At 72.0% G+C, this 16,919-nt stretch carries 15 protein-coding genes; 8 read left to right on the top strand and 7 right to left on the bottom strand.

All coding sequences use genetic code 11. From position 1 onward, the window contains the following. Positions 1-9 precede the first annotated feature (9 nt). Together ACYQ1L_RS03235 and ACYQ1L_RS03230 are read right to left on the bottom strand one after the other, a co-directional pair. The gene (locus ACYQ1L_RS03235) at positions 10-2,442 is read right to left on the bottom strand and encodes a phosphoketolase family protein (RefSeq protein ID WP_460002825.1); all 2,433 of its coding nucleotides are present in this window, start codon (positions 2,440-2,442) and stop codon (positions 10-12) included. Positions 2,443-2,444: 2 nt separating this feature from the next. Beyond that, a complete protein-coding gene (locus tag ACYQ1L_RS03230) occupies positions 2,445-4,367 on the bottom strand; it encodes a heavy metal translocating P-type ATPase (RefSeq protein WP_460002824.1) in 1,923 nt (640 codons plus the stop codon). A 129-nt stretch (positions 4,368-4,496) separates the two neighbouring features. Here ACYQ1L_RS03230 and ACYQ1L_RS03225 point away from each other — a divergent pair, with 129 nt between their 5' ends. Further along, positions 4,497-4,937, top strand: a complete 441-nt coding sequence (locus tag ACYQ1L_RS03225; RefSeq protein ID WP_460002823.1) for a universal stress protein — start codon at positions 4,497-4,499, stop codon at positions 4,935-4,937. Between the two features lie 36 nt (positions 4,938-4,973). Here ACYQ1L_RS03225 and ACYQ1L_RS03220 read toward each other — a convergent pair whose 3' ends face one another. Continuing rightward, positions 4,974-5,615, bottom strand: coding sequence for a response regulator (locus ACYQ1L_RS03220; protein WP_460002822.1), 642 nt, complete (start codon positions 5,613-5,615; stop codon positions 4,974-4,976). Between the two features lie 52 nt (positions 5,616-5,667). Then, on the bottom strand, positions 5,668-6,414 hold the full coding sequence (locus ACYQ1L_RS03215) for an SDR family NAD(P)-dependent oxidoreductase (protein ID WP_460002821.1): 747 nt from the start codon (positions 6,412-6,414) through the stop codon (positions 5,668-5,670). Positions 6,415-6,675: 261 nt separating this feature from the next. On the opposite strand from ACYQ1L_RS03215, the gene ACYQ1L_RS03210 reads away from it, so the two are divergent. From ACYQ1L_RS03210 to ACYQ1L_RS03185, 6 genes are all read left to right on the top strand, one after another. Next, positions 6,676-7,116, top strand: coding sequence for a universal stress protein (locus tag ACYQ1L_RS03210; RefSeq protein WP_460002820.1), 441 nt, complete (start codon positions 6,676-6,678; stop codon positions 7,114-7,116). Then, positions 7,113-7,508: a pyridoxamine 5'-phosphate oxidase family protein gene (locus ACYQ1L_RS03205; RefSeq protein ID WP_460002819.1), complete on the top strand. Its 396-nt coding sequence runs from the start codon at positions 7,113-7,115 to the stop codon at positions 7,506-7,508. The genes ACYQ1L_RS03210 and ACYQ1L_RS03205 overlap by 4 nt, the downstream gene beginning before the upstream one ends. An 85-nt stretch (positions 7,509-7,593) precedes the next feature. Beyond that, entirely contained in the window at positions 7,594-9,249 is a 1,656-nt protein-coding gene (locus ACYQ1L_RS03200; RefSeq protein WP_460002818.1) for a GAF domain-containing sensor histidine kinase, read from the top strand. Positions 9,250-9,335: 86 nt separating this feature from the next. Beyond that, positions 9,336-11,921: a zinc-binding dehydrogenase gene (locus ACYQ1L_RS03195; protein ID WP_460002817.1), complete on the top strand. Its 2,586-nt coding sequence runs from the start codon at positions 9,336-9,338 to the stop codon at positions 11,919-11,921. Positions 11,922-12,006: 85 nt separating this feature from the next. Beyond that, positions 12,007-12,453, top strand: coding sequence for a universal stress protein (locus ACYQ1L_RS03190; RefSeq protein ID WP_460002816.1), 447 nt, complete (start codon positions 12,007-12,009; stop codon positions 12,451-12,453). 2 nt (positions 12,454-12,455) lie between these two features. Continuing rightward, positions 12,456-12,905, top strand: coding sequence for an SHOCT domain-containing protein (locus tag ACYQ1L_RS03185; RefSeq protein WP_460002815.1), 450 nt, complete (start codon positions 12,456-12,458; stop codon positions 12,903-12,905). Between the two features lie 28 nt (positions 12,906-12,933). Here the strand turns inward: ACYQ1L_RS03185 and ACYQ1L_RS03180 are convergent, their stop codons facing one another. After that, entirely contained in the window at positions 12,934-13,866 is a 933-nt protein-coding gene (locus ACYQ1L_RS03180; RefSeq protein ID WP_460002814.1) for a LysR family transcriptional regulator, read from the bottom strand. 78 nt (positions 13,867-13,944) lie between these two features. On the opposite strand from ACYQ1L_RS03180, the gene ACYQ1L_RS03175 reads away from it, so the two are divergent. Then, complete coding sequence (locus tag ACYQ1L_RS03175; protein ID WP_460002813.1) at positions 13,945-15,513, top strand: aminotransferase class I/II-fold pyridoxal phosphate-dependent enzyme; 1,569 nt, start codon at positions 13,945-13,947, stop codon at positions 15,511-15,513. A gap of 4 nt (positions 15,514-15,517) precedes the next feature. Here the strand turns inward: ACYQ1L_RS03175 and ACYQ1L_RS03170 are convergent, their stop codons facing one another. Both ACYQ1L_RS03170 and ACYQ1L_RS03165 read right to left on the bottom strand, forming a co-directional pair. Continuing rightward, entirely contained in the window at positions 15,518-16,219 is a 702-nt protein-coding gene (locus ACYQ1L_RS03170; protein ID WP_460002812.1) for an NADPH-dependent F420 reductase, read from the bottom strand. Positions 16,220-16,377: 158 nt separating this feature from the next. Continuing rightward, positions 16,378-16,905, bottom strand: coding sequence for a hypothetical protein (locus ACYQ1L_RS03165; protein WP_460002811.1), 528 nt, complete (start codon positions 16,903-16,905; stop codon positions 16,378-16,380). Positions 16,906-16,919 lie beyond the last annotated feature (14 nt).

The following is a 16,919-nucleotide window of genomic DNA, read 5'->3' as shown; positions in this document are numbered from 1 at the left end:
GCGGTCCGCTCAGCGGCCACGACCCCAGCTCCACTGGGCCACCTCGGGGATGTCCTCGCCGTGGTCGCGGGTGTAGGCGCGCGCACGCAGCCGGGCGTCCTGCAGCTCCTGCCGCAGTCCGGCGCACCGCTGGGCCAGCCCCGGCACCCGGTCGATCGCGTCGATCGCGAGCCGGTACCGGTCCAGGTCGTTCATCATGACCATGTCGAACGGCGTGGTCGTCGTGCCGTTCTCCTTGTAGCCGCGCACGTGCAGGTTGTCGTGGCCGTGGCGCTTGTAGGCGAGCCGGTGGATCAGCCAGGGGTAGCCGTGGTACGCGAAGATGACCGGCCGGTCCGTGGTGAAGATCGCATCGAACTCCCGGTCGGAGAGGCCGTGCGGGTGCTCGCTCTCGGATTGCAGGCGCATCAGGTCGACGACGTTGACCACGCGCACGCGCAGGTCGGGCAGCGCCTCGCGCAGGATCTGGGACGCTGCGAGCACCTCCAGGGTGGGGATGTCCCCGGCCGCGGCGAGCACCACGTCCGGATCCTGCCCGGTCACCTCCGTGCCCGCCCACTCCAGGATCCCGAGCCCGCGCGTGCAGTGCGCGACGGCCTCCTCCATGGTCAGCCAGTTCGCGGCCGGCTGCTTCCCCGCCACGACGACGTTCACGTAGTCCACGGAGCGCAGGCAGTGGTCGTACGTGGACAGCAGGGTGTTCGCATCGAACGGCAGGTAGACGCGCACGACCTCGGCGCTCTTGTTCACGACATGGTCGATGAATCCCGGATCCTGATGGCTGAAGCCGTTGTGGTCCTGCCGCCACACGTGGCTGGTGAGCAGGTAGTTCAGGCTCGCGATGGGGCGGCGCCACGGGATCTCCCGGCTGACCTTGAGCCACTTGGCGTGCTGGTTGAACATCGAGTCGACGATGTGGATGAACGCCTCGTAGCAGTTGAAGAGACCGTGGCGGCCGGTGAGCAGGTACCCCTCGAGCCACCCTTGGCACTGATGCTCGCTGAGCATCTCCATCACGCGGCCCACCCGGGCGAGGTGGTCGTCCGAGGGAAGGATCTGAGCACCCCACTGCTTCTGCGTGGCCTCGTAGACGGCGGGGGCGAGCCGATTGGAGGCGGTCTCGTCGGGACCGAAGATCCGGAAGGTGTGCGGGTTGCGGCGGATCACCTCGGCGAGCCAGGCGCCGAGCACCCGCGTCGCCTCGGCGGTGGTGGCACCGGGCGAGGGCACGTCGACGCCGAACTCGCGGAAGTCCGGCAGCTCCAGCGGCGTGCGCAGCAGCCCGCCGTTGGCGACCGGGTTCGCGCTCATCCGCCGCTCCCCCTGCGGCGCGAGGCGCTGGATGAGCGCGACCGGTGCTCCCTGTGCGTCGAAGAGCTCCTCGGGCCGGTACCGCCGCAGCCAGTCCTCCAGGATCCGGAGGTGCTCCGGGGTGTCCCGTGCGCTGGCGAGCGGCACCTGGTGCGCGCGGTACGTGCCCTCCACGCGCACGCCGTCCACCTCGCGCGGACCGGTCCAGCCCTTCGGGGTGCGCAGGATGATCATCGGCCACTCCGGCGTCGCCATCACCGGGTCGTCCGAGTGGTACCGGCCCGCGCGCGCCTCCGCGCGGATCCTCGCGATCTCGTCGAACACCGCCTCGAGCAGCGCGGAGAACCGACGATGGATGCTGATCGGATCCTCTCCGTCGAAGCCGGCCGTGAAGACGAACGGCGTGTAGCCGTAACCCCGGAACAGCTCGACCAGGCGACGCTCGGGGATGCGAGCGAGCACCGTCGGGTTCGCGATCTTGTAGCCGTTCAGGTGCAGGATCGGCAGCACCGTGCCGTCCTGCACGGGATCCAGGAACTTGTTCGAATGCCAGCCCGTCGCCGCCGGCCCGGTCTCCGCCTCGCCGTCGCCCACGACGCAGGTGACCACGAGATCGGGGTTGTCGAAGGCCGCGCCGAAAGCGTGGCTGAGGGAGTACCCGAGCTCGCCGCCTTCATGGATGGACCCCGGCGTCTCGGGCGCGACGTGGCTCGGGATCCCACCGGGGAACGAGAACTGGCGGAACAGCGCCCGCACGCCGTCCTCGTCGCGCCCGACGTGCGGGTACACCTCGGAGTAGGTGCCGTCCAGGTAGGCGTTGGCGACCATGCCGGGGCCCCCGTGGCCGGGCCCGGTGACGAAGATCGAGCTCAGCGACCGGTCGCGGATGACGCGGTTCAGATGCGCGTAGAGGAAGTTCAGGCCGGGCGTGGTGCCCCAGTGTCCGAGGAGTCGCGGCTTCACATCCTCCGGCACGAGCGGCCGGCGCAGGAGCGGGTCGTTCAGGAGGTAGATCTGGCCGGCGCTGAGGTAGTTCGCCGCGCGCCACCAAGCATCGATGCTCGCGAGATCCGCGTCGGTGACGACGCCCTCGGGTGCCGAAGCGGGATTCGTCGCGTGCGTCTCGCTCATGCTCACAGCCTTGTCCTCTCCTCATGGTCGACGCGGGCCTTTGGTCCCGCCTCGGGTTCCGCGGACGCGAACGCGCGTTCCGGAGTGAGCGGTCCGCGCAGCGCCCGCAGCGCGTACAGGATCGTGGCGAGATCCACGAGCTCCTGGATGAGGGCGCCCGCGACCGCCGGGATCACCCCGGTCATGGCGACCAGCATCAGCGCGATGCTGACCGCGATCCCGATCCCGATCGCGGTCAGTGCGACGCGGACGGTGTGCCTGCCGATCTCCACCGCGTGCACGACCTTCGCGAGGGAGTCGACCAGGATCACCGCGTCCGCGGCCTCCCCCGCCGCGGTCGCGCCCTTCGCCCCCATCGCGATACCGATCTCGGCGGCGGCGAGCACGGGCGCGTCGTTGACTCCGTCGCCCACCATCATGAGCGGTCGGGGACGCAGTTCCCGGGCGAGGCGCACCTTGTCGTCCGGCAGGAGCTCGGCGTGCACCTCGGAGATGCCGACCGCCTCCGCGATCGACGCCGCCGTCGCCTGCGCGTCGCCGGTGAGCATCGCCGCCCGGTCGATGCCGTTCCGGGTCAGCCACGCGACCACGCCGCGGGACTCGGGGCGCGGCGCATCGGCGAGCACCACGGCCCCGGCGTGCCGGCCGTCGATCGCGACATACGCCGCCGCCTCGCCGGCCGCGAGATCGGTGCGCGAGAAGTCCGGGACGAGCGAGGCGACGTACGCGGGCTTGCCAACGACCACGAGCCGCCCTCCGATGCTCGCGGCGACGCCGTTCGTGGCCACTTCGCTCGCGTCCTCCGCGGCCACGAGGGCCAGTCCCCGCTCGCGCGCGGCGACGCGGATCCCTTCGGCGAGCGCGTGCGTGGAGTACTGCTCCGCGGAGGCGGCGAGCCGCAGAACGTCGTCGGCGGAGAAGCCGCCGGCCGGGCGGACGTCGATGAGGACGGGGTGCCCACGGGTGAGGGTGCCCGTCTTGTCGAAGGCCGCGGAACGCACCCGCGACAGCGTCTCGACGACCGCGCCGCCCTTGAGCACGATGCCGGCCTTCGCGGACCGCGACAGCCCGCCGAGGAACGCCACCGGCGCGGCGATCAGCAGTGGGCACGGCGTCGCGAGCACCAGCACCTCGGCGAACCGCACGGGCTGGCCGGAGAGCGCCCACGCAAGGCCTGCGAGAAGCAGCGAGACGACCGTGAACGGGATCGCGAACCGGTCCGCGAGACGCACCACCGGCGCCCGCGACTCCTGCGCCTGGCGGACCAGCACCACGATCTGCTGGTACTGGCTGTCGGCGCTGCGGCGCGCGGCCCTGGCCCGCACGATGCGACTGCCGTTGACCGCGCCCGACAGCACGACGTCTCCGGCGCGGCGGGTCACGGGCAGGCTCTCCCCGGTGAGCGACGATTCATCGAAGGACGCCTCGTCGGTGAGCATCTCGCAGTCGACGGGGACGATCTCCGCGGGGCGCACGAGCAGGAGATCCCCTACGGCGACCTCTTCGACGGGCACGTCGCGCACACTCTCCGTCGTGCTCTCCCCCGCGGCCGTCACGACGTGCGCGCTCTGCGGCGAGCGCTCCAGCAGCGCGCTCAGCTCGCGCTTGGCCCGGCGGGCGGCGAAATCCTCCAGTGCCTCCCCGCCCGAGAGCATCAGCACGATGATCAGCGCGGCCACGTACTCGCCGACCGCGAGCGTCGCGACCATCGCGACGATCGCGAGGATGTCGAGTCCGAAACGGCCGCGCAGCATCTCGCGGATCATCCGCACGAGCGTCCAGATGACGAAGGCTGCGACGACGGCCGTCGCCGTCCAGCGGGCGACGGTGCGCTGTCCTGCGGCATCGAGCACGACGACCGCGACGAGCGTGAGAAGGGCGACCGGGATCGCCGGCTGCCGTCTCATCGTCTTCAGCACTGCCATGTGTCCTCGGGTTCTCCCTCGTCGGTGGCATGCGCGCACCGTCCGCTCCTCCACCCTTGCGCGCGCCTTCGACACCCGCAAGTGACTTTCGTCCCCTGCCGTGCGCCGCGTGCGGGACAGGGTGAGGGCATGAACACCACAGCGAACGCCCCGATCCTCGTGGGCGTCGACGGATCCGAGTCCTCCCTCGACGCCCTGCGCTACGCGGCCAAACTGGCCGACGCGCTCGAGTTGCCGATCCGCGCGATCATGACGTGGGACTACGCCGCTCTGATCGACCTGTATCCGATGCCCGGGCGCTCTCCGGATGCCGAGACGGCGGTGATTCTCGATGCCGCCATCAAGGACGTCTTCGGCGAGGATCCGCCCGTCGGCCTCACCGCGGCCGTCATCGCCGGGCCTCCTCCGTCGGTGCTCATCGACGAGAGCCGGCGTGCGGAGATGCTCGTGCTCGGCAGCCGGGGCCACGGAGGATTCGCCGGCCTTCTGCTGGGATCAGTCAGCGCCACCTGCGCGACGCACGCGCACTGCCCGGTCCTCATCGTGCGGCATCAGAAGGACGAGGACTGAGAGGACGCCTTCGGCCGCCGCACCCTGCCGCGGCGGCTAATGCTCCTGACGGTGGCCGCGCTCGATCTCGAACACCGCGGCCTGGGTGCGATGGTCCAGGCCCAGCTTGCTGAGCAGTCCCGACACGTAGTTCTTGACCGTCTTCTCCGCCAGCCCCAGGCGCTCGCCGATCTGCCGGTTGGTGAGCCCGTCGGCGATGAGCGCGAGGATCTGCCGCTCACGCAGCCCCAGGGATCCGAAGCGCGGATCCTCCTCGGGAGCGTCCCGCATGCGCTGCACCGCCGTGCGCTCCGCGGTGGGGTGCAGCAGCCTCCGGCCTGCGGCGACCGCGCGGATCGCCTCGAGCAGCTCCGCAGCGCGGACGTTCTTGAGCAGATAGCCGGCCGCACCCGCCACCACGGCCGCGAACATCGCGTCGTCGTCGTCGTAGGCGGTCAGGATCAGGCACTGCACGTGCGGATGGTCCTGCCGGATCTGCCGGCAGAGGTCGATGCCGTTCCCGTCCGGGAGGCGGACATCGAGCACCGCCACATCGGGCTCTGTCGCCGCGATCCGCGCGAGCGCATCGCGGATGGTGCCTGCTTCGCCGGCCACCGTGAGATCCGCCTGGCCCTCGACCACGCCGGCGAGCCCCTGACGGACGATCTCGTGGTCGTCGACGAGGAACACGCTGCTCATCGGCCCCTCCCCTTCTCGCTCCCGGACCCGACAACGCCATCATGCACCCGGATCAGATGGCGGCCCATCCTCCGTCGACGGGGATGACGGCTCCGGAGACGTCCGCGGCGTCATCGCTGAGAAGCCAGGTGATGGCCGCGGCGATGGCCTCCGGCTGCGCGACCGGCGGCAGGGTCGCCTGCATCACCGGCCCGAGGCGCTCCTGCGCCGCGGCCGAGCGGAACGCGGCTTCGATGTTGGTCGCGACGGGGCCGGGCGCCACCGCGTTGCACCGCACTCCCTGGGGCGTGTAGAAGAACGCCGTGCTCAGCGTGAACCCGTTCACCGCATGCTTCGAGACCGTGTAGGGGGTCCCCGCCGCCGAACCCCTCCGCCCCGCCTCGGAGCTGACGTTGACGATCGCGCCCCGCCCCGCTGCGAGCATGAGCGGCAGCGCCGCTCGCGTCATCCGCATCATGCCGGTGACGTTGACGCCGATGACGCGCTCCCAGGTCTCATCCTGGATCTCCGCCGTCGGCTCGAATCCGTCCATGATGCCGGCGATGTTGGCCAGCCCGTCGATCCGCCCGTGCGCCGCGGCCACCGCGAGATCCGCCGTGAGCTGATGCATGAGGTTGCCGTCCACGCTGACGACGCGCTCTCCGAGTTCCCGCTCGAGATCCTGGAGGCGACTGCGGGAGGCGTCGACCGCCACGACCCGCGCTCCCTCGCGGGCGAGGCGGACCGCCGTGGCCCGACCGATGCCCGAGCCTGCGCCCGTCACGACGACGGTGCGGTCCGCGAAGCGATTCTCGTCCATGCTGGATCCTCTCCCTCGCCCGCGGCGTCACACCGTCGGGCAGATCGTCCGGCGGGCCCGCGTGACGCGGTGCCGCCGTGGATCCACGCTAGGAACCCGCTCCCGCCCCGCTCGGGACCTAGGTCCCGCAGCAGGCTCTCGGCGGATCCCGCAGCGCGAACCTGCCCGACGCTGCCGAGCCGGGAGGCCCGCAGCGCAGCAGCGCAACCCGTATGACTTTCGTCCCGGATCCGCCCGGCTGCAGCGGCGACGCTGGGCCGCATGGACATCGACATGGGACGCATCGTCGTCGGCGTCGACGGCTCCCCTTCGTCCGTCGCAGCTCTGAAGTACGCCGCACGGCTGGCGCGGGCGCTGGACGCCCCGTTGGAGGCCGTCACGACCTGGACCTACCCGCCCATGACGGGTGCAGAACTCGTCATCGAATGGCAGCCCGAGGAGGACGCGAAGGAGCTCCTGGATCACTCGATCGCCGATGCGTTCGGCGACTCCCCGCCGGAGGGGCTGACCCGGACGGTGCTGTCGGGTCCGCCGTCGCCCACGCTCATCGACGTGAGCCGGACCAGCGGCATGCTCGTGCTGGGCAGCCGCGGTCGCGGCGGCTTCGTCGGGCTGCTGCTCGGCTCGGTCAGCGCCACATGCGCCCAGCACGCGCACTGTCCCGTGCTCATCATGCACCGCGACGAGGAGCAAGGGCGATGATCCACACCCTGAGCGAACAGCGGTGCTACGAGCTGCTCATGGCGACCACGGTGGGCAGGATCGGGTTCACCCGGGACGGGGTCGTCGAGATCATCCCCCTGAACTTCGCGATCTTCGGTCACGACCTCATCCTGCGAACCGGATCCGACGGAGTGGTCGGCGCTCTCGCCGACAGCGGCGCGACGGTGGCGTTCGAGGTGGATCACTACGACAGCCTCGGCCGCACGGCGTGGAGCGTGCTGATCAGCGGGTCGCTCACCCGAGCCACCGGCGAGGAGACTGCCGCGCTCACGGTGCGCCTGTCCCCGTGGCCGGGCGGGGAACGCGATCTGACACTCCGGCTCGGCATCGCGCGCATCTCCGGCCGGGCGGTGAAGTACGAATCGCCGTGACGGGCGTGGGGGATCGCCCGCGGTCGAAGACCCCGTCGCGATAAGCGGGTCGCGATAGGATGGCGTCTTCAAGCGCTGGAAGCCGATGGAAGACGATCCGCTCACGTTCCCCGATGTGCCCCGGCTCGAGCTGGAGAAGACCATCGCGGAGCTGATGGCGCGCGCCCAGCATGTGCTCACCGCCCAGGGGCGGTTGCGCGGCCTGCTCAGCGCGACGCGAGCGGTCAGCGAGGATCTCGACCTGGACGCGGTGCTGACCCGGATCGTCAGCGCCGCGATCGAGCTGGTCGGCGCGCGCTACGGCGCGCTCGGGGTGATCGACGAGGAAGGTCTGCTCGAGCGGTTCATCCACAAGGGCATCCCCCCGGACGTCGTGCGCGAGATCGGCGCTCCGCCGAAGGGGCACGGCCTGCTCGGCGCCGTGATCGAACGCGGCGAGACGATCCGCATCCCGCGGATCGCCGACGACCCTCGGTCGGTCGGCTTCCCGGAGCACCATCCGCCGATGGACGCGTTCCTGGGGGTGCCGATCCGCATCAGAGGACGGACCTTCGGGAACCTCTACCTGACGGATCCGGAGAAGGACCTGTTCTCCGACGAGGATCAGGAGCTCATCGAGGCCCTCGCCACCACCGCCGGCGTGGCGATCGAGAACGCGCGCCTGTTCACCGAGTCCCGCCGGCGCGAGCGGCTGGGCACGGCGCTGTCGGAGGTGACGGCCGCCCTCCTGTCGCCCGACGCGGGCGATGCCCTCGCCATCGTCGCCGAGGCGGTCACCACCGTCGTGCCGGCCGAGCTCGTGGCCATCATCACGCCGGATGAGGACGACCGCCTCCACATCGACGTCGCACGGGGAACGGAAGCGGGCAGCATCGAGGGGACCCGCTACCCCGCCGCTGGGGCGCTCGCCGCACGCGCCATCGCCGAGGGCCGCCTGATCGTCGATCAGCTGCCGAAGCCGGCCGACGCCGTCGTCCGGCCGTTCGGACACACCGTCGCCGTGCCCCTCATCGTGGGCGGCGTCGCCGTCGGAGCCCTCTGCGTGTCCCGCAGCAGCAGCACGTACACGCGCATGGAGCTGGACACCATCTCGGACTTCGCCTCGCAGGCGGGCATCGCGATCTCCCTGGCGCGGGCCAGGGAGCAGCGACAGCGGCTCGAGATCGTGGAGGATCGCAGCCGCATCGCGCGCGATCTGCACGATCACGTCATCCAGCGGCTGTTCGCGACCGCGCTCGGGCTCCAGGCGCTCGCGGCGGCGCACCCCGACCAGACGGCCGAGCTCGACCGCCACATCGAGGAGATCGACGCGACGATCTCAGACATCCGGACGGCGATCTTCGCGCTGCGCACCCGGGCGAGCACCGAACCGGGGCTGCGCGGGCGGCTGCTCGAGCTCGTCTCCGGGGTCACCCCGTCGCCGCGGATCACGTTCGCCGGGCCTGTCGACCTGGTCGTCACGGACGGCCTCGCCGACGACCTGGTCGCCGTGGTCCGCGAGTCGCTCGCCAACGTCAGCCGCCACGCCCACGCGTCCTGGGCCTCGGTCGCCGTGGTCGTCTCCGAGACGGAAGCCGTCGTCACGGTCGAAGACGACGGCGACGGGCTTCCCGAACACGTCCACCGCAGCGGCACGGCCAACCTCGCCGCACGCGCGGAGCAGCATGGCGGGACGTACGCCCTCGAACCTCGGGGCGAGGGCGGGACCCGGGTGCGGTGGGCGGTGCCGCTGCCCGCCTGACCCGACCGGGGTGAGGCCGCGGCAGGTGTCGTGAACACGTGACCTAGGTCCCGTCCACGGGCTCCCGCGGGGTGTTGTCTCGCACCATGAGCGCAACCCTGACATTCCTCGGCGCGACCGACACGGTCACCGGATCCCGCTATCTCATCGACACCGGCCAGAAGCGGATCCTCATCGACTGCGGACTGTTCCAGGGGTACAAGTCGCTGCGGGAGAGGAACTGGGCGCGCTTCCCCGTGGACCCCTCCCGCATCGACGCCGTCGTGATCACGCACGCGCACCTGGATCACACCGGCTATCTGCCGGCCCTCGTGCGCGACGGCTTCGACGGACCGATCCACAGCACCACCGGCACCGCCGAACTCAGCACGCTCGTGCTGCCGGACAGCGGGCGCCTGCAGGAGGAGCAGGCGTCCTACGCGGCACGGCGGCACAGCTCCAAGCACGCGCGCCCGCTGCCGCTGTACACCGAGAGCGACGCGATGGCGGCCCTCGAGCGCTTCGCGCCGCATCCGTTCGACACCGCGGTCGAGATCGGGGACGCCAGGGTGACCTTCGTCCCGGCCGGCCACATCCTCGGTGCGGCGCAGGTGCTGCTCGAGGTGGACGGATGCCGCGTGCACTTCACCGGCGACCTCGGCCGCACCGACGATCCGCTGATGCGCCCGCCGCGGGCGCTCGAGGCGACCGACGTCCTCGTGTCCGAGTCGACGTACGGCGACCGCACCCACCCCGGGGTGGACGCGGAGGCGGCGCTCGCCGACATCATCACCCGGGTGTGCGGCCGCGGCGGGGTCGTGCTGCTGCCCGCGTTCGCGATCGGGCGGGCCGAGTCGCTGCTGCTGCATCTGAGCCGTCTGCGCGCCACGGGCAGGATCCCGCAGGTTCCGGTGTTCCTGAACAGTCCGATGGCCGTGAGCGGCGCGGAGATGTACGCCCGGCACCCCGAGGAGCACCGGATCTCACCGGAGGAGTTCCAGCGGATGTACGAGGGGGCCACCCTGGTGCGCAGCGTGGAGGGCTCGAAGGCGCTCAACACCCGCGGCGGGCCGGCGATCATCATCTCGGCGAGCGGGATGCTCGAGGGCGGGCGGATCCTGCACCACATCGCCTCCTACGGGCCGGATCCGCGCAATGCGATCGTGCTGACCGGCTTCCAGGCCGGGGGCACGCGCGGCGACGCCCTGCAGCGCGGCGAGCGCACCTTGCGGATCTACGGGCAGGACATCCCGATCCTCGCCGAGGTGCATTCGCTCGAGATGATGTCCGCGCACGCCGATGCGGGTCAGATCGTGGAGTGGATGCGGACGGCGCCCGCGGCGCCCCAGCAGGTCTTCCTGACCCACGGCGAGCCGACCGCCACCGATGCCCTGCGTCGGCGGATCCGGCGCGATCTGGATTGGAACGTCCGCGTGCCCCGCCTGGACGAGGTCGTCGCACTGAACGCGTTCCGGACGGCGTCTGCGCCGCCCCGCGCCGGAGCCGCACCGGCATCCGCGACGAGCGTCGCAGCGGTCGCCGCAGGCACGCCTGCAGCGGCAGCCGTCGCCGCCGCGCCCGGCGCCGGCAACGCGCCGGCACCGACAGGGAGCACGGCGCCGGTCGCCTCGCCGCCCCGCGCCGCCGCCGCTCCGCCTGCGACGATGCGCGCAGCCGTGGTCTCGTCGTTCACCGAGCCCTTCGCCGTGCAGGAGGTCCCCGTCCCCGTGCCGGGGCCGGGCCAGGTGCTCGTGCGCATCGAGATGAGCGGCCTCTGCCACACCGACATCCACGCCGCCCGCGGCGACTGGCCGGTCAAGCCGTCGCTGCCGTTCATCCCGGGCCACGAGGGCATCGGTCGTGTCGACGGGCTCGGCGAAGGCGTCACGACGCCCGCGGTCGGCACGCGCGTGGCGCTGGCCTGGCTCGGCTCCGCCTGCGGGCGCTGCCGGTACTGCGTGACCGGGCGCGAGAACCTCTGCCTCGCCCAGAAGAACACGGGCTACGCGATCAACGGCGCGCACGCCGAGTACGCGGTGATCGATGCGCGCTTCGCCGTCCCCGTCCCGGATTCGGTCACCTCGCTCGACGCGGCGCCGCTCACCTGCGCCGGCGTGACCACCTACGCGGCGATCAAGGCGGCACGGGTGACGCCCTCGGAGCGGGTGGCCGTGTTCGGCATCGGCGGGCTCGGGCATCTCGCGATCCAGTACGCGCGCCTGGTCGGCGCCGAGGTCATCGCCGTCGATGTGAGCGACGAGAAGCTGAAGCTCGCGACCATGCTCGGCGCGGACCATGTGGTCAACGCCGCCGAGACCGACCCGGTCGCCGCGATCACGGCGCTCGGGGGCGCCGATGCCTGCATCGTGCTGGCCGTCGCGCCCGCGGTGTTCGACCAGTCGTACCGCGCACTCGCGCGAGGCGGGCGACTCGTGCTCGTCTCGCTGCCGAAGGACGGCGCTCTGACGTTCCCCGTGTTCGACACCGTGCTGAACGGCATCGAGATCATCGGATCCATCGTCGGCACCAGGGAGGACCTCGCCGAGGTCTTCCGGCTGCACGCACTCGGCCGCACGACCGTGGTCGCCCAGACCCGGGACCTGTCCGCGGTCGCCGAGTCGATGCAGGAGGTGCTCGACGGCGGAGTCCCCGCGCGGCTCGTCTTCGACTTCGACGTGGAGACGGCCGATTGAGCGGCGCCGGATCCGCTCTCGGCAGCAGCGGATCCGGGTGACTTTCGTCCCGCCGTCGGAGCACCTGACGGAGGAGCGTGGGCACATGGAAACCGACCAGAGCAAGCCCATCCTCGTCGGCGTCGACGGATCGGATTCCTCGATCGCCGCACTCCGCTACGCCGCGCGGCTCGCGGACGCCCTGGACGCGCCGCTCGAGGCGGTCACCACCTGGTACTACTCCTCGCTCACGGGCGCTCGGCTCGTGATGGAGTGGACGCCGGAGCAGGATGCGACGGACACCCAGACGGCGGCGATCGAGCAGGCCTTCGGCGCGACCCCGCCCGCCCGCCTGATCCGCACGGTGGCCGGCGGCCCTCCGGCCCGCACCCTGATCGAGATGAGCCGGACCTGCGAGATGCTCGTGCTGGGCAACCGCGGCCACGGGGGCTTCGTCGGACTCCTGCTGGGATCGGTGAGCGCCGCCTGCGTGCGGCACGCGCATTCCCCCGTGCTGGTGGTGCGCCCGCGCGAGATCCACGCGGAGGCGTGACCATGATGTACTCCTACGGCGACGCCGGCGGGTACTGGACGGCGCTCTGGATGATGTTCGGCATCGTGGCATTCGCCGCCTACCTGTTCGCGCTCTTCGCGGTCGTCGCGGATCTGTTCCGCGACCACACGCTCAGCGGCACGGCCAAGGCCCTGTGGGTGCTCGCCCTCGTCTTCGTGCCGCTCGTGGCCCTGATCGCCTACCTCGTGGCCCGCGGGCCGGGGATGCAGGACCGCGCGCAGCGCGAGACCGAACGTCTCTGGCGCACCACGGACGACTTCCTCCGCCGCATGCCGCGGGCGTCCACGCCGTCCGAGGAGATCGCACGCGCCAAAGCTCTTCGCGACGACGGCACGATCACCGACGCCGAGTTCGACGTGCTGAAGGCGCACGCGCTCGCCGCGCCCCCGCCCGTCTCGGCGACGCAGGCGTGGACGCAGCATCCCGCGTGACGCACCGTTCAGCCGCTCTGCGCCGCGCTCACCGCACCGCGCGCGGGCTCCGTCCGGTCGGCGCTCCTCGGCTCGGCGGAGACGTGCGCAGGGCTCCTTCGAGGGCCGCGCGGGCGGGCGCGCCGACCGTCGGCGCCGTGACCAGGAAGATGCGCCGCTCGAACACGGCGTCGGCGATCTCGACGGTCGCGACGGCATCCAGATGCACCGGCAGGGCGAGCTCCGGCACCAGTGCGACGCCGAACTCCGCGGCGACGTACGCCGCCACGACCGCATAGTCGTCGCTGCGCATCGCGATGCGCGGCGTGAACCCGGCCTGCTCCGCGGCACGGGCCAGCGCGGCGTCGACCGGATCCGCCTCGGTCGCACCCGCGATCCAGCCGTCGTCGCGGAGCTCCGCGAGCGGCACCCCGGTGCGGCCCGCGAGCGGGTGCCCCGCGGGCACGATCACGGAAAGGTGCTCCTGCCGCACCGGGATCATCCGGAAGCCCGGCGGCAGGACCGTCGGCCGTCCTGGCGCGTCGTACACGATCGCAGCGTCGAGGCGCAGGCCGACGACGGCCGTCATCAGCGGATCGAGCTCGGCCTCGACCACGTCGGGCTGGAACCCTGCTTCCTGCAGCGCCCGCACCACCTGCGGCAGCAGCCGCGCGCCGGCCGACGGGAACACGCCGATCGCGATACGCCGCCGGCCCGAGGCGATGAGCTCGGTCATCTCGTCGACGGCCCGCTCCGACCGGTCGAGGATCGCGATCGCGTGCGACAGCATCGCCTCGCCGACCGCGGTGAGCCGGGTGCCTCCGGATCCGCTCGTCACGACCTCGGCCCCGAGCACCCGCTCCAGCCCGCGCAGGTGGTGGGTCACGGTGGGCTGGCTCCATCGCAGCGCCTCGGCGGCGCGGACGACGGATCCGTGCTCCGCTACCGCCTCCAGCGCGCGGAGCTGCCTCAGATCCAGCATCGACGCTCCATAGTGGGTATTGAGGATCACAGAGATCTCTGCATTCCTCATCGTACCCTCGGCGGCCAGAATCGATCCGTGACCACGACCCCGTACGCCGACGCCATCCGCCGATTCGCCGCTCGCGACCTGCAGCGCCTGAACGTGCCCGGACACAGCGCCGACCCCGCGGCCGCCCCGCTGCTGGCCGACTTCTTCGGCGAGGACGTGCTGCGCTACGACGTGGAGCCGCTGCTGGACGGCATCGACAAGGGTGCCGAGAACCCGCTCGAGCAGGCCCGCGAGGCCGCGGCCCGCGCGTGGGGCGCCCGCCGCACCTGGTTCCTCACCAACGGCGCCTCCGAGGCGAACCGGATGACGGCGCTGGCCCTGGCCGCGTTCCGCACCCCGGACGAGATCGTGGTCGCGCAGCGCAGCGCGCACTCCAGCTTCTTCGACGGCATCATCCTCGGCGGACTCGACCCGCGGTTCGTGCAGCCCGCGATCGACGAGCACCACGGCATCAACCACGGCGTGACGCCCGCTGCCATGCGGGACGCGCTCCGCGGCGTGGACGCGAAAGCGGCCTACATCATCAGCCCCAGCTACTTCGGCGCGGTCGCCGACGTCGCCGGCATCGCCGAGGTCTGCCACGACGCGGGCGTGCCGCTCGTCGTGGACGCGGCATGGGCGGCCCACTTCGGGTTCCACCCCGACCTCCCCGCCCACCCGATCGCACAGGGCGCGGACCTCGTCGTCTCGTCCACTCACAAGATGGGCGGCAGTCTGACCCAGTCGGCCATGCTGCACCTGGCCGAGGGGCCGTACGCGGCAGAGCTCGAGCCTCTCATCGACCGCGCGTTCATGTTCACGCAGTCCACGAGCGCGAGTTCGCTGCTGCTGGCCTCACTCGATCTGGCGCGCGCGACGCTCGAAGACGGCCACGACCGCATCGCGGCATCGATCGCCGCCGCCGCCGAGCTGCGCGACGCGGTGCGCGCGACGGGCCGTTTCCCCATCGTGAGCGACGGCTTCGGCGCCTTCGAAGACATCGTCGGCCACGACCCGCTGCGCGTGTCGATCGACGTGGGCGCCGCGGGCCTGTACGGACACGCGGTGCGCGAGGAGCTGCTGCGCACCGCCGGGATCATGACCGAGATCTCGACCGGATCCTGCATCGTCGCCTTCGTCGGCCCCGGCACGACTCCGGATCCGGCCCGCTTCGTCGCCGCCCTCGAGGCGCTGCAGCCGGTCGGCGAGCTCGCCGCCCGCGGCGGCGCCGGAGTCGTCGCGCTGCCGAAGACGGGCGCGGCCGTGATGCGCCCCCGCGACGCCGCCTTCGCGCACACCGAGATCGTGGCCGCGGCCGACGCCGTGGGCCGCGTCTCCGCCGATTCGCTGGCGGCCTACCCGCCCGGGATCCCGAACGTGCTGCCGGGAGAGCTGCTCACCGCCGAGACCATCGCGTTCCTGCGCGGCATCGCGGCGATGCCGGGCGGCTACGTCCGCGGGGCCGCCGACGCGCTGGTCGACGGCGTGCGGGTCGTGGTGGAGACGCTCGGACGGGACATCACGTCGACCCTGGCGCGCGAACGGCACCATGCCCGTGCGCGGGGCATCGCGCGCGTCCACGAAGCGGCGGCAGGAGACGCGGCCCCCGGGCGCTGACCGTTCAGGACCTCGGATCCGTCGCGCGAGCCCGCGCGACGACGATGCCGCGCTGCGAGGTCGGGAAGCGCTCGAGCATCGCCCGCAGCTCCGCCGCGTCGACGTCGGCGCCGAACGCCTCAGACCCCGGCTCCAGCATGATCCCGCTGGCGAGATCTCCGGCGACCACCGGGTCGAAGCCGAGGTCGTCCACGAGCCTTGCCACTCGCGACACGTCGGCCGGGTCGTCTCCGGCGATCGCGATGGCCTTGCGATCGCGGGCGCCCGGCGGGCGGGCGTCGTCCTCGAGGTCCTGATAGCCCATGTGATTGAGCGCCTTCACGACCCGGGATCCGGCGAGGAAGCGCTGCACGATCTCGCTCGTCGACGTGCGCGGATCGTCGAGGTCCGCCCGCAGTCCGTCGGCACCCCACCAGTAGTTCATGGCGTCGATCACGAGCTTCCCGCGCAGCGCCTCCGCCGGCAGCTCCGTGTGCCTGGCCAGCGGCAGCGCCAGCACCACCGCGTCGGCACGGCGGGCGAGGTCGGCGACGTCGACCGCGGTCGCCCCAAGGGCGGTCGCGGTGCGGGCGATCCTCGACGGATCCGAAGACCCCGCGATCAGCACGCGGTAGCCGGCGGCCGCCGCCAGTCGGGCGAGCACGCTGCCGGCGCGGCCGGCGCCGATGATGCCGAGCGTCTCGATCCGGGATTCCGCCTCCGCCACGCCGCCATCGTAGTCAGGGACGCGTCGACGGGATCGATCAGAGCTGCGCCGCGACCTTCTTCGCCGTCTCCTTCGCGGATCCGGGGTTCTGGCCCGTGACGAACTCATCCCCGGGCAGCAGCCTCTCGCCGGTGCGGATCGACGCCTCGGGCATCGGCTCAGCGACGCAGCGCGGCAGGGCGAGGCAGTCCGATCTCCTCGAAGAGGTCGCCGAGGGCGCGATCGAGTTCGGCACCCGCCTGCGCCACCTTGTTGACGCCGAAACCGGCGAGCCGGGCTCCCGGCGCCTCGAAGCTCAGCGTCGTCCCGGGGGCACGCGAGGTGTGCGCCTCGATGCGCACCGGGGCGTAGAGCATCGTGGCGGGGTCGTGCCGGAACAGCCGCGCTCCGATCCCGTGATGCGCGATCAGCCACACGACGCTGCGGGAACCACCGCCGGCGTGCTCCATGAGCGCGTCCGGGCGCCAGGTCCAGACCCGGACGAACCCGCTCGGCGCCTCCCACTGCAGCCCGCGCACGAACGCCGACCAGTCGCCGGCGCGCACCTCCGCGAGCGCATCGTCGTCCGACAGCGCCGGAACCGCGGCTTCGAACGCCCCGACCAGGGCGTCGAACTGCGCGTTCGTCTCGAGCCGGATCCGCCGCCCGGCGTACTCGAAGACGGCCTCGGCCGCGTCGTGGCTCACCAGACCATCCTCTC

It is taken from the genome of Microbacterium xylanilyticum, assembly GCF_054654695.1.
Note: the sequence above shows the minus strand (reverse complement) of the source record. Positions and strands in the feature narration are given on the sequence as shown.

Bases quoted from the DNA above. Each gene is read 5' to 3' on its own strand.
- ACYQ1L_RS03225 (WP_460002823.1), top strand. From the start codon at position 4,497: ATGAACACCACAGCGAACGCCCCGATCCTCGTGGGCGTCGACGGATCC.
- ACYQ1L_RS03180 (WP_460002814.1), bottom strand. From the start codon at position 13,866: ATGCTGGATCTGAGGCAGCTCCGCGCGCTGGAGGCGGTAGCGGAGCAC.
- ACYQ1L_RS03185 (WP_460002815.1), top strand. From the start codon at position 12,456: ATGATGTACTCCTACGGCGACGCCGGCGGGTACTGGACGGCGCTCTGG.
- ACYQ1L_RS03215 (WP_460002821.1), bottom strand. From the start codon at position 6,414: ATGGACGAGAATCGCTTCGCGGACCGCACCGTCGTCGTGACGGGCGCA.
- ACYQ1L_RS03200 (WP_460002818.1), top strand. From the start codon at position 7,594: ATGGAAGACGATCCGCTCACGTTCCCCGATGTGCCCCGGCTCGAGCTG.
- ACYQ1L_RS03230 (WP_460002824.1), bottom strand. From the start codon at position 4,367: ATGGCAGTGCTGAAGACGATGAGACGGCAGCCGGCGATCCCGGTCGCC.
- ACYQ1L_RS03205 (WP_460002819.1), top strand. From the start codon at position 7,113: ATGATCCACACCCTGAGCGAACAGCGGTGCTACGAGCTGCTCATGGCG.
- ACYQ1L_RS03190 (WP_460002816.1), top strand. From the start codon at position 12,007: ATGGAAACCGACCAGAGCAAGCCCATCCTCGTCGGCGTCGACGGATCG.
- ACYQ1L_RS03210 (WP_460002820.1), top strand. From the start codon at position 6,676: ATGGACATCGACATGGGACGCATCGTCGTCGGCGTCGACGGCTCCCCT.
- ACYQ1L_RS03220 (WP_460002822.1), bottom strand. From the start codon at position 5,615: ATGAGCAGCGTGTTCCTCGTCGACGACCACGAGATCGTCCGTCAGGGG.
- ACYQ1L_RS03195 (WP_460002817.1), top strand. From the start codon at position 9,336: ATGAGCGCAACCCTGACATTCCTCGGCGCGACCGACACGGTCACCGGA.
- ACYQ1L_RS03235 (WP_460002825.1), bottom strand. From the start codon at position 2,442: ATGAGCGAGACGCACGCGACGAATCCCGCTTCGGCACCCGAGGGCGTC.